11 protein-coding genes are annotated in these 15,449 nt (G+C 42.0%); 2 read left to right on the forward strand and 9 right to left on the reverse strand.

The features are described 5' to 3' along the window. Nucleotides 1–941 precede the first annotated feature (941 nt). The gene (locus BUA60_RS18175) at nucleotides 942–4,256 is read left to right on the forward strand and encodes a DUF5107 domain-containing protein (RefSeq protein WP_072864215.1); all 3,315 of its coding nucleotides are present in this window, start codon (nucleotides 942–944) and stop codon (nucleotides 4,254–4,256) included. A gap of 5 nt (nucleotides 4,257–4,261) precedes the next feature. Then, entirely contained in the window at nucleotides 4,262–5,053 is a 792-nt protein-coding gene (locus tag BUA60_RS18180; RefSeq protein WP_072864217.1) for a carbohydrate-binding family 9-like protein, read from the forward strand. Nucleotides 5,054–5,080: 27 nt separating this feature from the next. Here BUA60_RS18180 and BUA60_RS18185 read toward each other — a convergent pair whose 3' ends face one another. The 9 genes from BUA60_RS18185 to BUA60_RS18225 all read right to left on the reverse strand — a co-directional run bounded on the left by BUA60_RS18185 (nucleotide 5,081) and on the right by BUA60_RS18225 (nucleotide 15,444). Next, nucleotides 5,081–6,895, reverse strand: a complete 1,815-nt coding sequence (locus BUA60_RS18185) for a DUF5060 domain-containing protein (RefSeq protein ID WP_072864219.1) — start codon at nucleotides 6,893–6,895, stop codon at nucleotides 5,081–5,083. Between the two features lie 106 nt (nucleotides 6,896–7,001). Beyond that, nucleotides 7,002–8,021 (reverse strand): L-rhamnose/proton symporter RhaT, encoded by a 1,020-nt coding sequence (locus BUA60_RS18190; protein WP_072864220.1) that lies wholly within the window; start codon nucleotides 8,019–8,021, stop codon nucleotides 7,002–7,004. A 35-nt stretch (nucleotides 8,022–8,056) separates the two neighbouring features. Beyond that, nucleotides 8,057–9,103 (reverse strand): aldose epimerase family protein, encoded by a 1,047-nt coding sequence (locus tag BUA60_RS18195; RefSeq protein ID WP_072864222.1) that lies wholly within the window; start codon nucleotides 9,101–9,103, stop codon nucleotides 8,057–8,059. 179 nt (nucleotides 9,104–9,282) lie between these two features. Beyond that, nucleotides 9,283–10,302, reverse strand: coding sequence for a hypothetical protein (locus BUA60_RS23510; RefSeq protein WP_072864224.1), 1,020 nt, complete (start codon nucleotides 10,300–10,302; stop codon nucleotides 9,283–9,285). Between the two features lie 207 nt (nucleotides 10,303–10,509). Next, nucleotides 10,510–11,604 carry a mandelate racemase/muconate lactonizing enzyme family protein gene (locus BUA60_RS18205; protein ID WP_072864225.1) on the reverse strand — a complete coding sequence of 365 codons (1,095 nt, stop codon included), beginning with the start codon at nucleotides 11,602–11,604 and terminating at the stop codon, nucleotides 10,510–10,512. Beyond that, the gene (gene aldA, locus BUA60_RS18210; RefSeq protein WP_072864227.1) at nucleotides 11,604–13,058 is read right to left on the reverse strand and encodes an aldehyde dehydrogenase; all 1,455 of its coding nucleotides are present in this window, start codon (nucleotides 13,056–13,058) and stop codon (nucleotides 11,604–11,606) included. Before aldA ends, BUA60_RS18205 begins: the two co-directional genes overlap by 1 nt. Continuing rightward, nucleotides 13,045–13,290 (reverse strand): hypothetical protein, encoded by a 246-nt coding sequence (locus BUA60_RS18215; RefSeq protein WP_143153228.1) that lies wholly within the window; start codon nucleotides 13,288–13,290, stop codon nucleotides 13,045–13,047. Before BUA60_RS18215 ends, aldA begins: the two co-directional genes overlap by 14 nt. A 142-nt stretch (nucleotides 13,291–13,432) precedes the next feature. Next, nucleotides 13,433–14,197, reverse strand: coding sequence for an SDR family oxidoreductase (locus tag BUA60_RS18220; RefSeq protein ID WP_178347032.1), 765 nt, complete (start codon nucleotides 14,195–14,197; stop codon nucleotides 13,433–13,435). 53 nt (nucleotides 14,198–14,250) lie between these two features. Next, nucleotides 14,251–15,444: a glycoside hydrolase family 117 protein gene (locus BUA60_RS18225; RefSeq protein WP_072864232.1), complete on the reverse strand. Its 1,194-nt coding sequence runs from the start codon at nucleotides 15,442–15,444 to the stop codon at nucleotides 14,251–14,253. Between the last annotated feature and the right edge of the window lie 5 nt (nucleotides 15,445–15,449).

The following is a 15,449-nucleotide window of genomic DNA, read 5'->3' on the forward strand; positions in this document are numbered from 1 at the left end:
AGCTTTTCCATTGTTACAACAAATCATGCATTTCGTGGTTTAACACTCCATTCCTCAATTTTTGCTAAGGATTATGGACACGTTTCTCAAAATCAAAAAAGCAAACTTGCTAACAAAAAGTCTCTATCCAATAAAGGTAATACACTGTTGATCAGCATTTACGAGTAGGTTTTCCTTATCTCCATAAGCTCCACAAAATCAGTAATTACCTGAAACAAGTCCATTTTGGAGAAGGTGGTATCCGAGGACATCAAATAATTCCTGGTAGGTCTACATCGGCAAATCTCCGATGCATAAATTAAAGCACAATTAATTATCTAAATAATCCTTTTTACAATACAATATCCTTAAAAAGTATTTTGGCTATATTGAACCATTTCATTAATAAGTAATGGAGATGATCAATTAAATAAATTTAAGTTTAACGAATACATAATATTGAAATTCATTAGCCATCATTTAAAGACTAATTAGATACAACCAACTATTTAAAAATACAATGTTTCTAGGAGTAAAATATTGATCTTGTAGGCTTAAAAGCAAAATAAACCAAGATGCAATGGTAAAGTCTTAGGTAGTTTTCATAAGCAATATATTCCGTGCTCCAATAATCATCCAATATAATCCCAATAAAAATTCAAAAGTAAACAATAAGCCTAGTTTTACTTATAGTCCTATTGCTCTGACCATACGTTGCACACTATTAACCATTTGTCAATGACGTTTAAAGCTATTATTGATAAGTTTATACAGTTCAACAAAAGTCCACCCTCTGGATTTATTCCAAAGGATGTATTCGGTTTTGAGAAGCTAAATCAATACTTATTCCTTTAGGTAAACCCCATTAGGGATAGCGGGCGAGTTCGGCATATAACCAAATGAATAATCTTTCTGAAACAGATTAAAATCATTAAATTAATAACAACTAAATAGTTAAGAAAATGAAAAACAAAAAACTTGGAATTGGCTGGACATTAATACCATTTTTTCTGGGGTTTCTCTGCATTTCGGGGCTTTCGGCCCAAGTAAAAGTTTACGAAGGCCAAGAAACCATCCCCACCTACAAAATAGGAAAGGAAGAAACAAGTCCCATTTTCTATACGGGTAGAGGGGTACAAGGGGCCGAGGGCCATATATACCCCTATCCATCACAGGAAGATTTGGGCAATAAGGTGCTTACCCCAGAGACCTACGACATGGTATATTTGGAAAACGAATACCTAAGGGTAAAAATACTTCCTGCCTTTGGCGGAAGGTTGTTTTCGGCCATAGACAAGACCAACGGCCACGAGCTTTTCCATACCAACAGTGTTATAAAACCTGACCTGATAGGCACCTTGGGCGCCTGGGTCTCGGGAGGCATAGAATGGTGTTTCCCGCATCACCACAGATCCACTACCATGCTGCCAAGTGACTACCGTCTTGTAGAAAATGAGGATGGTAGCGCCACTGTTTGGGTAGGTGAAACGGAAAAAACCATGGGTATGCGCGGTGTAATAGGGATTACCCTACGTCCTGGTCGTTCCTTTATTGAAACCGACTACCGCATAAGCAATACCAATACGGTTACCCAGAAATTTCTTTTCTGGGCCAATGTGGCCATCACCGCCAACGACGATTTCAGAACTTTTTGGCCTCCAAGCCAAGAAATAGGAGTATTCCACAACAACTCCAGTTTTACCGAATGGCCTATTTCCCATCAGGTGTACAAGGGGGTGGACTATACCAAGGGTGTGGATCTAACCTGGTGGAAAAATCACCCAGATCCGGTTTCCTTCTTCTTTTGGGATGCCAAAGATGGTTTTATAGGTGGATATGATTACGGCCAAAATGCCGGGACGGTACATGTAGGGGACCCCAACATTAACAAAACATCCAAATTATGGCAGTTCGGTCCCGGATTACAAGGTCAAAATGCAAGACGTAAACTTACCGATGATGGCAAAGCCTATGTGGAGCTGATGACCGGTACCTTTTCCAATAATCAACCGGATTACAGCTGGATTGCACCGCATTCTGTGAAGGATGCCAAAAATTATTGGTATCCCCTGCGCGATTTGGAGGTAGTTAAAAATTCGAACATCGATGCATCCCTAACCCTACAAATGCGGAATCCTAAAACTGCTTTTTACGGATTTAACACTACCAGGGCATACAAGAATGCCAAGGCGATACTAAAATACAATAACGAGATAGTAGCAGAAAACACTATTGATATAGATCCCGCCCATCCTTTTACTTCCACCTACAAATCCAGAAAGGCCTTGGATGAATACCAACTTCAGGTTTCGTTGATGGATAGTGATGGCAAGGAATTGATAGCCTATACCCCATACAAACCCAAAAATCCGGCATTGCCAAAAGAACAGGAAAAGGTTAAAAAACCGGAAGAATTGAAATCCGTAGATGATTTGTATCTCACTGGTAGGTTTGTGGAGCAATTCAATAGACCGGGAATGAACCCTGATGACTATTATTTGGCCGCCCTTAAAATGTCGCCCGATGATTACAGGGTAAATCTGGCCATGGGCATGCGCCGGACAAATCAGTTAAAATATGAAGAGGCCCTGCAATACCTTAAGAACGCGGCCGACAAATTGAAGATAAAATATTATCAGCCCAAGGAAGGGGAAATATATTATTATATGGCCCTGAACCAACTAAAATTGGGCCAAATCGAGGAGGCCTATCAAAATTTTGGGCGAGCTACTTGGTACTATCAGTGGTATTCTGCAGGCAACTACCAATTGGCACAGATGGAAACCAAAAAAGGGAATTTTGAAAAAGCCTTGGATTACATCAATAATGCCTATTCCACCAACAATAGGGATGGTAGGATCGTTGTTTTGTACAGTGCCATACTGCGCAAACTGGACAAGCCCGAAAAAGCCAAGGAATTGATATCTGAACTATTGGCCTATGATCCCATTGATTTTGCTGCCCTGTATGAAAAGGGACTATTGGAAGGCAATGCTATGTTGGATCAATGGCACAAGAATATGCAGGAGGTAGACAATAACTACTTGGAAATAGCTACCAATTACCTGAATGCAGGAATTTTGGACGATGGCATTGCCTTATTATCCTCCCTGAAAAATCCAACAAATCCATTAACCTATTACTATTTGGCATGGTTCCATACCCAAGCGGGGGATCAGGCCAAAGCCAAGGATATGCTATTAAAGGCTAAAAATACTTCCTTGGATTATTCCTTTCCCTACCGCAAGGAAACTGAAGAAGTGTTGGACAATGCCATAGCCCTGGACCCGCAAAACGTTGGTGCCTATTACCTAATGGGCAACCTGTTGTACGACAATCGTCCCGGAGACGCCATAAATGCATGGGAGAAGGCCGCAGCTATAGACAATAGTATCCCTATGATTTGGCGCAACCTGGCTTTTGGTGCTTTCTACCATGAAAAGGACGTAGATAAGGCCATAGAAAATTTAACCAAGGCTATTGGAGAGAAGAACGACATTCCACTTTGGTATGCCGAACTTTCGCAATATTACGATGCCTCCACGGCAGATTTTAGAAAGAATTTGGAGATTTTGCGCAACAATATAGATATCGTAAAAAAAGATGTTGCCGCACCCAAGACCTTGGTACATCTCTATAATTTGAACGGAGAGTACGACGAGGCCATAAACCTGCTCAACACCCACCATTTTAGAACATGGGAAGGTGGCCGATCTATCTATTGGAGGTATGTGGATGCACACACCCTAAAATCCATTCAGCTAATCAATGAAGGAAAATATGAAGATGCAATCACCCATTTGGAAGCCGCATTGCAATATCCCGAAAATTTGGAAGTGGGCAAACCCTCCGATGACGAAAAAAATGCCTTGATCTATTATTATATGGGCTTGGCCTATGAAAAAATGAACAATTCCAAGGACGCCAAACTCAGCTACCAGAAAAGTGCCAATTCCAAAAACGGAAGGGGTATGGACGACCTACTTTATTTTCAGGGCAAGGCCAATGAAAAGTTGGGCAATACGGATACAGCCAATGAATTGTTCAAAAATCTAATTGCCATAGGTAAGGAACAACGGGAAAAGGGATCGGACAATTCGTTGATTGCCGTAGAAGAAGGTTCTGTGGGGAACAGCAAGGCCATCTCCAACTCGTATTATTTGGAAGCCCTTGGCAATAAAGGTTTGGGACAAGAGGACGAAGCCAAAAAACTATTGGAAACCGCACTGGAAACCTATAAGAACAATCTCTGGGCACAAATAATGACAAAAGAATAAGGTTTATGGCATTCAGTTTGAAAGGAACCGGGAAATTCGTCGCTATAACATCCCTTTTGATGGGAAGTACTTTGGGTACCGCCCAATCCGAAAAAAAACTTTCCCTGGGGGAACAACCCATTTTTAAGGTTAACAAAACCCAGGGACCTATTACCGTGGATGGAAAAATGAATGAGGAAATCTGGCAAAAAACGGAAGCTAGAAAAATTGATTATTTCTATAAAGTTGAAAAAGAGGACGACGCCCAAGAAACCACTTATAGAATGCTTTGGGACGACCAAAACCTTTATGCTTTTTTTGAGTGTAAGGACAAATACATCACTGCCCGTGAAACCGCAAGGGACGGGCAGCCGTATTTTGACGATTGTGCCGAGATATTCATTATTCCCGCTGCCGATAGTTTGGATACGCACTTTGGATTTGAACTTAACCTCTTCAAGGCTTCGAACGACTTTATTTATTTCAACGGTTTCTTTGACGGGAAGGATGCCGTACTTAAAACGTTTAACCCCGATTTTGAGGTTGAAGTTACCGTTGATGGTACCATAAACGACAATTCCGATATTGATAAAGGTTGGACCATGGAGTTTAAAATCCCCCTTGCCGTATTTAGCGCCTTGGGAGAAATAGTCCCTGTAAGCAATGGCAATAAATGGGCTTTCTTGGCCATCCGTCAAGACCGAAATGATGCCGAGGGCGACAGAAGATCTACCTCCACAATTTTCCCTATTTATGATATTTCCAAAAACGTACACCAAGCCAATAGATTTGGATTGATGGAATTTGTAGAAAAATAAACCCCAGTGATTATTCTGGGGCTATTATTAGCTTTTAGAGACCAAGACCACCCAGTCCTGGTCTTTTTCTTTTGGTGGCATGCCCAAGGACTTTTTACCGCTCCCTGAGATGGTCTTGACCTTTCCTTTCTGTAAGGCACCGCCCTTTCTTGGATTGTACCATTGCAGTTCGTATGCTACTTTGTCATTGCCCAAATCCAAACTGGATTCCCCTCCGTTTTTGAGATAGACTACATAAATGCTCCCTGGCTTTGCCAAAACATAGTCGCCTTCAGAGGAAATAAGGGCATCCATGGATTCCATTTCCCAAACCGGAATTTGGTTGTTATTAAAAAATTCCAAGCACCATCGACCCTGGTCCCAGAAAAGATCTCTAGATCTAAAATCCTGACAACTTAGGTCGGAGTGTGGATGTTTGTAACCAAAATACCATTCCGTACCCCAGGCCCCGGCCATCATAGCACCCCATAGACCATTCTTTCTGGCATCATTATGCTGTGGATCTTCGGCATCGGTAATAAGTGCATGTTGGGCATCGCCAGGTTCATCGCAGGCCACGGCCCAAATTTTCCCCGCCTCCTTGGAATCGTTCAAAATTCTCAAGACTGATTTGTGCACATTTCTAAAATCTTCCTTATTGGTCTGTAGGGAAGCTCCCGTGAACTTGGAATTAGTTCCATAGAGACCATCAAACCAATCGCCATTATGGATTACAATATGATGTTTGTACTGATCGATACTGGAAATGTATTCGGCCAAACGTAAACGTTCCGCAACATCAATTGGAAAAGTGGGAGGCGTAACGGTCCAGTCGCCTGTTTCCTCTGCCAAGTTCCAATTCAGGGCCAAATGATGACCAAAACGAGCAACAAGTTCACGATAGTACAATTTGGTATATAGCCCTGTTCCGCCATTATCCAATAAGCCTTGATTTTCGTGTTCCAGGGTCTTAAAATGAAGAAACATTCCCAATTTATCGGCATGCTCAAAAAGCACTTCCCATTGATCAAGCTTAGAGGTATCGAAACGATCATAGGTATCATAATCCACATAGGGAAATACGTTTTGATCATCACCTGCAATATTCATGGTAAGAAAGGAAAATGCATTCATTCCCTTTGAAGCCAGGTAATTGATAGCTCCTATCAACTCCTTCCCTTTTCCGTTATTCCATGTAGGGTCTCCCTCCTTCCAATCCTGGCGATGCGCCTCCCAGGTCTTAACAAGCTCGTCTTTATGACCGTCGTTTTTGAAGGTACCATCAAACTGATCATAGGCCAATAGGTTTTCCGGGGCATCGGATCCGCATTTTAAAAAGTATTCTCCCGTTCCGGCAAATTTAAGATAGCGTTCGCCAACATAATCCAATCTACCTTTGCTCCTAAAATCCCTCCCCGATTTATCGGATTGGGCAATAGTAAACTTACCCGATGCCCCATCCATAAAGGCAGCACTTTCCAATTTCCCAGAAGTACGTACGGCAGCCCATTTTCCCTTTTTAAAATCGACCTCATAGCTCCACTCCCCAGTTTCATCAGGAGCAAAATGAACCTTCCAAATATTGCCTGTTGTACTCCCCGTGTTCCCTGCATCGCCATCGGCTGCATAATATCCCGGTATTAGGTAAGCTTTTCCCGTAGTAGCGTGCTTAAAAACTACGTTCAACCGATAATTCAAAAAAGGATTTTCCTCCGCGGATTCTGAGGTATTGGGCCCTTCGAATTCCAGACTTAACTTGTGCCATTTTTTTAGTTCCCCAGATACTTTTTGTGCCATTACGGTTCCTTGAACAAAAAATACTAATAAACTGCTCAGGAGTAGGATAGATTTAATCGATTTCATAAGTGATGGTTATGTCATTTTAATTTAGCAATTCAATATAAGTATAATAAACACCGAAGGTTTCATTACTCTAAAAAAAGTGTTTCGAGTATATAAAAGCCTTAGTTTATCCCAAGCCATTGGCATAGGCCACGACCACGATTCCTACAATCATACAACCAAGACCTCCATATAACATATTGCGCGCCTTTGGGGAGGCACTTATCCACTCCTTGGTAACAATACCGCTAACTATGGCCGTGGCCACCGATGCCGTATTAAAAATAGCATAGCCTACCGTATTTCCGGAGGCGCCCAATTTAAAAGCTGCATAGGCAAAAAGAGCCGATGCCGCATAATGGAACACCGCCATGATAAGGATAAGCAATACATTTTTTCCGAATGCAGGAGTCTTAAATTCCCCCCAGGCTTTTTTGGCGTTCAACTGCCATAGAAAATAAGCGGTCATTACAACACCCCCACTGATAAAAATAGGGAACATAACGGCCACTGCCGTTATCCAATCCGCGTTACCCTGGGCTGTACTGGCCTCATGTAAATAAGGTCTGCCCACAGCATTGGCATAACTGAATCCAGTTGCAAGCAGCCCTCCAACAACGGCGATCATAATACCGGTAGTCATAGATCCTTTACCCGACAATACTTCACCATTTTGGTGTTCCGCTTCATTCTTTTCACGCAGGAGTCCAGCCCTACCGTTTAATATTACACCCAAAAGCACAATAAGGATACCTACCATTATAAAAGTGAGTACATCTGCAGGAGGCAGTCCGTCTTCTATAAAGGGCAGCAAGGAACCTACCAATATTATAGTTCCAATGAAAATGGAAAAACCCAAGGAAAGTCCAATATGGTTTATGGCCTTGCTCCACATCATGACCCCTATGCCCCAAAGGAAGCTGGTAAGTCCCATTTTAATCCAAATATCCATGGGCATGTTAGCAAAAATTTCGGAAAAACCATCTATCAGGCCAATTGAAGCAATTATGGGTACCACGAACATGGTCAATAAAAAGAAAAGGCTCCAAGTGTTCTCATATTTGAATCCCTTGGTAAATTTCTCGGGAAGGGCGTATAGGCCCAACATTAATCCGGCAAAAACTGCCAATAATACTCCTTCGGTCATAATTTAATATTTAGGTTGTTTAATATTCTATGTTTTTACCAATTGAATTTGAAAATGGTCGTACTTTCATAATTCTCTCCTTTTTTCAAAATACTTTTAGGTGAATTCGGGATATTGGGACCGTTGGGATAACGGTGCGTTTCACAACAGAATCCGCGGTATTTCCCATATTGAAGTCCATTTTCCCGTTTTAGGGCATCTGAGGTATATTTCCCGGTGTATAAAAGCATTCCCGGTTCCGAAGTCGATATTTCCAAGGAACGGCCGCTTATAGGTTCATGTATTTCGGCTACCTTGTCCAGTTTAAAGCCTTTCTCTTCGAAAAGATAAAAGTGCTCAAATCCACCACCCATAGCCTTGTGTACATGGCCAATCTCTTGGGCGGACCTCAAATCATCGGGTTCTCCTGCTAAAGCGGTATTGGCTCCCGTTGCTGCCCCTGTTTCGTCCCAAACCTGTTTTTTATCAGAGAACAGCTGTACCGAATGCCCTTCTACAGTATTGGAAAACCCCGTTAGATTGAAATAAGTGTGGTTGGTTATTGTGAACGGGGTATCTGCATCAGTAGTTGCATAGTATTCAATTTTCAGTGCATTGTCTTTGGTCAATGTGAAATTGACTTTTACCTTAACATTCCCGGGAAAACCTTCTTCCATATCTTTGGACAACAAGTTCATGGAAACTCCCACCGAACCATTCTCCTTAAAAGGCCCGGTCGACCATATTTTCTTGTCGAATCCTTTGATACCGCCGTGGAGATTGTTATTGCCTGCGTTCTGCGCCAACTTGTAATCCACTCCGTTCAAAGTAAACTTGGCATCCTTGATTTGTGAACAATAACGCCCTACGGTACCCCCAAAATAGGGTGAGTTGGCTTTGTACGCCTCGGAGAAATAACTTTCCAGGGTATCAAAACCACAGGCAATTTCTGTTTTTACACCATCTTTGTCCGGAATTTGAATAGAGGTAATTGTTGCCCCATAATTCATGATTTTAACTTCAACGCCATTATCATTCTTAAGCGTAAAAAGCTCAATAATCCCGTCTTCAATTTCTCCAAAATAACTTTTTAATGTGCTCATTTTTTATATTTTTATTCCTGTTAGGGCCGATGTATTTCCAAAAAAACAACTCCGGTTCCAAGGTAACCGGAATCAACCGCTCGGTGAGTTTGGTCCTATATCCCTTAAAAAGGACTGGTACAACCTAATCAGGATCAATCCCAGTTTTCTACAAATGCGACTCCATATAACAGTTGGATTTACTGGTTACATTCACCATCAATTATTTCTTGCCGTATTGGATTATACAAATTACCTTCAACCTTTATCAAACAATTCGAACTACTTAAAAGGGGCCTCAATCCGCAAAAATTAGACAGTTCATCATTCTTCTCTATTTCGACAACTTTCGCCGAACTTAATGTTGAAAAATCATCAAGGTCTTTTAGTTTAGGATTATACGAGAGATAAAGTGAATCAATTTCCATAAGATTTGTAAATCCATCAAGATTTTCAAGAACATCATTATCTTCAATTACAACGTAACCGGCATTGGTTAGGTTTTCGAAACCACCAACATTGGTCAAAGCCTTATTGTCCGTTATATAAAATTGACCGGGTTTGTTAAAGTTTTTTAAACCATCCAAATTGTCGATCTCCCAATGCCCGGTAATTTGGATAGAGGCGTTCTCCACAAAAGATATATTGCTCAGCCCAGCCAGGTTTTTGAGTGCAATATTCTCGAATAATAATAGCCGAGTTATTGTAATGGGCTTTTCCATTCCTGCCAAACTTTGAAGCCCATGATTTGATTGAAACCAAATTCCTTCGCTTATTAGCGAAAGATTGGCAAGACCTTGCAAACTTGTTAAGGAATGATTCCGCGTTAGAGCAAAATCCCCATTTATTGATGTCAAGTTTTTTAGATCAACTAAGCTGCTCAGTTTCTGATTTTCAGAAAACGCTAAATTTCCCACGGTTACAAGGTTGTTCAAGCCCTTTAAGGTGGTAATGGAAGTGTGTTCAATAGATAAGCCACCTTTAATCGACTCTAATGAAAGTAACGGACTAAGGTCGGTAATCTGAGAATTGTCCTCGATCCCTTCCAAGGTAAGGTTTCCTTCGATTTGAACATATTCATTTTCCCCAAAGGATTCCAACTCCTCTTGGGTGTTGATGATTACATCGCCAAAATGAATTTTTTCATCAGTATTTCCATCTTTATTACAACCAATTAGGAACAAAAATAAAAGTCCCATAAAAATTGAATCCGATTTCATAAAATCAATGTCTTTCCATTAGTTTCACAATTTGCCAAAACATTGCTACTTGCGTTCCACTTAATCATGGTCTTTTCATCCATCACCAAGAGGTGCTTCTCACCTTGATCATAATACCCGGATAATGTCCAGAGGTCATCATTCGTGGAACATTTGAGTATAACAGATTCAATTCAACCTATGTTTTTATAATTATTGGTCCTATATTTAATTCTGCTTATACGGTCCTAGTTTTTTCCAATCGAATTCAACACCAATTCCTGGGACATTTGGTGCAACCGCCCTGTAATTTTCAACTACCAATGGTCTGGTGGTATATTCGTCTATAGGAAAACTGTGCACTTCCAGCCATCCAGAATTAGGCTGGGCGGAAACCAAACTTACATGCAGCTCCTGCATCCCGTGCGAACAGGCCGGTATATCATATTTATCGGCCAATCGAGCCGCTTTGAGCCAGCCCGTAACCCCACCGCAGTTGGAAGCATCGGGTTGAATAAATGACAATTCCGATTGTTCCATGGCGTATTCAAATTCATGGATGGTATGTAAATTTTCTCCCATGGCCAAAGGGAAACCAGTACTTTCCACAATTTCGGCATATCCGAAGTAATTATCAGGAATTATGGGTTCCTCGAACCAATGAATATTGTATTGTTTAAAGCCCTCTATGGCCTTAATCGCTTTTTCCACCGTCATGGAATAATTGGCATCTACCATAAAAGTAATATCCGGACCAATAAATTCCCGTACCGCCTTGATGCGTTCCAGATCTTCCTCGAGATTCTCCCTACCTATTTTGATCTTTACGGCATTAAACCCCCTGTCCAAATACCCCTGCATGTTCTTGAGGAGCTTCTCTATAGGAAATTGCAGATCTATACCACCACAATAGGCCTTACAGGTATTTCCGGCACCACCGGCCATTTTCCAAAGCGGCTTTCCTGCTCTTTTACATTTAATATCCCATAGTGCAATGTCTATGGTAGAAATGGCAAAGGATGCAATGCCCCCGCGACCTACATAATGGATATGCCATTCCATAAAATCGTAGATACCGTCTATATCCGAGCCGATCCTACCGATCAAAGCCGGTGCCAAATCGTGCTCTACCATTGCCTTAATGGCGTGCCCCCCCTTACCTCCGGTATAGGTATAACCCGTTCCATGAGTTCCGTCGTCCAAGGTTATTGTTGTGGTCACTAGTTCAAAATGCGTATGGTCCCCGTGTTTGGCATCGTTCATCACCTCGGGAAGTGCCACCTTGAAAAGCTTGCAATCTATATTTTTAATCTTTGCTTCCATTATGCTTTATGTCTTATGTAAAATGTCTTTTTCTCCAAATATTGCTCAAATCCGTACTTACCATCCTCTCCTCCGGAACCACTAAGCTTATAGCCGTTATGGAAGCCTTGGTGCTGCTCGCCATGACCGCGATTTACATATATCTCCCCGTATTCCAGTTCGTCATTGCACTTCATAATGGTATTCATGTCATTGGTAAATACCATGGCCGCTAGACCATATTCGCAATCGTTGGCATAGCCAATTACTTCTTCAAATGTCTTGAACTTTAATACTGGCAGAATAGGCCCGAAAGACTCTTCGTGCACAATGGTCATATTTTGGGTAACCCCCGTAAGCACAGTAGGTTCAAACCAATACCCCTTGGAAAATTCTCCTTCGGTGAGGCGTTTTCCCCCAGTGGCTATAGTGGCTCCTTCCTTTACACTTACACTTACCAGATGTTCCATATGTTCCAATTCGGACTTGTTTACCTTAGGCCCCATATCCGTATCATCAAGCATAGGATCGCCCACCTTCAAGGCCTTTGTCTTGGCAATGAACTTATCCATAAACCGGTCATAAATACCTTCATGAACATACATGCGTTCATTACAGGTACAAACTTGGCCACAGTTATCAAAACGGGAATGAAGGGCTGCGTCTACCGCGGCATCTATATCGGCGTCTTCAAAAACTATAAAAGGGGCTTTCCCTCCCAATTCCAATTGTACATGGGTCAGGTTTTGAGCTGCATTTCGTGCAATTTGTTGGCCTACCGGGGTGGACCCGGTCATGGTTACCATTTTGGTAATAGGACTTCCTACCAAAGCATTTCCCATAGCTCTTCCCGGACCTGTAAGAATATTGATTACTCCATTGGGTATGCCCACTTTTTGGGCAAGATTCCCCAATTCCAGTGTTGCCAAAGGAGTTTCCGAGGTTGGTTTAAGTACAATGGTATTTCCGGCCACAAGGGCCGGTCCTAATTTACGTCCTGCCAAGGCCAAGGGAAAGTTCCATGCGGTAATGGCGACAACTACCCCTCTAGGTACCTTTTGTATCCATATTTGCTCGTTGGCATTATCGGATGGAACAATATCCCCTTCTATCCTTCTAGCTCCCTCACAGGCATATTCTATAAAGGAGGCCGTAACGGCTACTTCCATTCTGGCCACTTTTAACAATTTGCCCTGTTCCTTGACCAAAAGTTCTGCCAGAAATTCGGCATCGGCCTTTATTTCATCGGCCAATTTGTACAACAGTTCAGCGCGGCTACGGGCAGGAAGTTTTTTCCAGGATTTTTGTGCTTTTTCGGCCGCTTTCAAGGCTTGCTCTGCCTCCTCCACCGTTCCGTTTTGTACCCTGGCAATTACCTCTTCCGTTGATGGGCTTACTATATCTATGGTTTCTCCAGAAGTGGAGGTGACCCATTTTCCGTCAATAAACAACTGGTATTCCTTAATTTTTGACATTTTTTATTATTTTTTCTGATTTTACTTTTCTAGAACTGTCCATACGTTCTGCGGCAAGTCCTTCATATTTTCGTTCCAATTGCCAGAGCGGTCTCTCTAGCGTTAATTCCCAATTGAAGAGCATTTTATACATTTCCCTAACCTTGTCCGGATAGGTTGGCCAACTCTTCCAAATGGGGTGTCCTAAATTCTTTGCTGTACGGAAAGCCAAATTCAACATAACTCGCATCATCGTCCAATATTAGAGCTATATTGATTTTGTCCTGCACAGTTGGTATTTATGGAACCTATACAATACTGGCCTGCATAAAAACTATAATGCCCTTACCTACTGACTTGATTATTTGGTCCACCGTAATCTATCAATGTTTTTTTTAGCGCCCCATCCAGCCACCATCTACCAATAATACACTTCCGTTCATATAAGAAGCGGCTTCCGAGCACAAAAAGACAACGGGGCCTGCAAAATCTTCGGGGTTACCCCATCTTCCTGCCGGTATTCTTGCAAGTATAGAGGCAGAGCGGTCGGGATCATTACGTAGTGCCTCGGTATTGTCCGTGCTGATATAACCAGGTGCAATGGCATTTACATTGACACCTTTGGCAGCCCATTCATTGGCAAAAGCCATGGTCATTTGTCCAATAGCGCCTTTACTGGCAGCATATCCTGGCACTGTAATTCCTCCTTGAAACGTTAGTAGCGAAGCGGTAAACACGATCTTTCCTGAACCTCTGTCTACCATCTCTTTTCCTATTTCACGTGTAAGTATGAATTGTGCGGTTTGGTTAACCTCTATTACTTTATCCCAATACTCATCCGAATGCTCCACAGCAGGAGCCCGTAAAATTGTTCCAGCATTGTTTATTAGAATATCAATTATAGGAAAATCGGATTTTACCTCTTTGATAAAGGCATAAAGGGATTCTCTGTCGCCTAGGTCGCAGCTGTACCCTTTAAAATTTCGTCCAACGGCCCTTACCGCCCTTTCGACCGCACTTCCAGATTTTTCCAGAGTGGCACTAACACCAATGATGTCAGCGCCTGCTTCGGCCAGTCCTATGGCCATTGCCTTTCCTATTCCACGTTTACATCCTGTGACCAAAGCGGTCTTGCCTTCAAGGCTAAATTTGTTCAATATGCTCATTACAGTTTTATTGTAGTTTGATTCTAGTATTCAATAATTTATATTGGCTATTTTGCGTACTCTATGTAAGCTTCGAAGCGCTTAATATAATCCCAACCATTTTTATGATCAAAACAAAGACCCCATTCCAAGGCAGCAGTTGGACTTTTCTCCGTATCGAGAAATCTTGTAAGTCCTGCTGCATGTGGAGGTTTGGTCCGACCACCGATGTGCGATTTTATTTCAAAATTAATTCCATCTGGGGACCATTGTATTGTATTATTTTCCGGTCCGTCCGATGTTAACATGGCAGATATTCCTCCTTGATATGGCCAAACACAAACTTCATGTCCGCTATTCGTAATGGGGTTATATGGCGACTTTTTATAAGGTCCTTCCGGCTTATCGGCTATGGCAACACCCCATTTAATTTCCCTTCCACCTAGATAATGTTCCTCGCCCATTCGCTCTCCTTTGTAATAAAGGTAAAATTTGTTCCTGTAGAACAGCAAACAGGGATCATGGACTTTTTGGCTATCAAAATCACCCTTTTCCACTACTTTGAACCTATTGTCTTCCTCTCCCAACCATTTACCATTATCTGCCGGTTCCAATATAGGGGCATCCAATTTTTTCCAAGGTCCCAAAGGTGAATCAGCAATAGCCATTCCCACCTTATTTTTCACTCTATTGGCATATGGAGCTTTAACTACCTGATATACTAGGTAATACTTGCCGTTATGGGCCAATACTTCCGGTGTAAAAACGGCCCGGTCGTCATAAGATCCCTCAGGACCTCTCCCAACAGCCAAACCTTCATCCTTCCAAGTAATTCCGTCCGTGGAGCTGGCGCACCAAACTTCGGAAAGGTCCCAGGGAAAAACTTTTTTGGTAGGGTCTCCCGTATGAAAGCCATGGCTCTTTCCAATGCTCTTGGTATAATAAGTGTAATAGGTACCATCTACCAAAATAACGGCACTGGGATCTCTTCGAATAACCCCATCCTCAAATTCAAAAACACCTTTTATATCCTGTTGCCTAAATTTTGTCCACCATTCAACACCCTTATCATAGCGCATCTCAATAGCTCTTTTGGAAGCTGCGCTTAGGCTGTCCTTGTTCGAAATACCCAAAACCTTAACGAGGTCTTCGTTTACGGCAACTGGTATTTCCGTAGTCCCTTCTTTTATACTAGGCTTCTTTTCCGAGCATGCGAAACACCCCATAAGCAGTATTAAGGGCAAAAATGTGATTCTTTTCATTGTAA

The organism is Arenibacter palladensis (assembly GCF_900129275.1).
GTDB lineage: Bacteria > Bacteroidota > Bacteroidia > Flavobacteriales > Flavobacteriaceae > Arenibacter > Arenibacter palladensis.

Coding starts and splice junctions, on each gene's coding strand:
- BUA60_RS18175 (WP_072864215.1), top strand. CDS start 942: ATGAAAAACAAAAAACTTGGAATTGGCTGGACATTAATACCATTTTTT.
- BUA60_RS18180 (WP_072864217.1), top strand. CDS start 4,262: ATGGCATTCAGTTTGAAAGGAACCGGGAAATTCGTCGCTATAACATCC.
- BUA60_RS18185 (WP_072864219.1), bottom strand. CDS start 6,895: ATGAAATCGATTAAATCTATCCTACTCCTGAGCAGTTTATTAGTATTT.
- BUA60_RS18190 (WP_072864220.1), bottom strand. CDS start 8,021: ATGACCGAAGGAGTATTATTGGCAGTTTTTGCCGGATTAATGTTGGGC.
- BUA60_RS18195 (WP_072864222.1), bottom strand. CDS start 9,103: ATGAGCACATTAAAAAGTTATTTTGGAGAAATTGAAGACGGGATTATT.
- BUA60_RS23510 (WP_072864224.1), bottom strand. CDS start 10,302: ATGAAATCGGATTCAATTTTTATGGGACTTTTATTTTTGTTCCTAATT.
- BUA60_RS18205 (WP_072864225.1), bottom strand. CDS start 11,604: ATGGAAGCAAAGATTAAAAATATAGATTGCAAGCTTTTCAAGGTGGCA.
- aldA (WP_072864227.1), bottom strand. CDS start 13,058: ATGTCAAAAATTAAGGAATACCAGTTGTTTATTGACGGAAAATGGGTC.
- BUA60_RS18215 (WP_143153228.1), bottom strand. CDS start 13,290: ATGATGCGAGTTATGTTGAATTTGGCTTTCCGTACAGCAAAGAATTTA.
- BUA60_RS18225 (WP_072864232.1), bottom strand. CDS start 15,444: ATGAAAAGAATCACATTTTTGCCCTTAATACTGCTTATGGGGTGTTTC.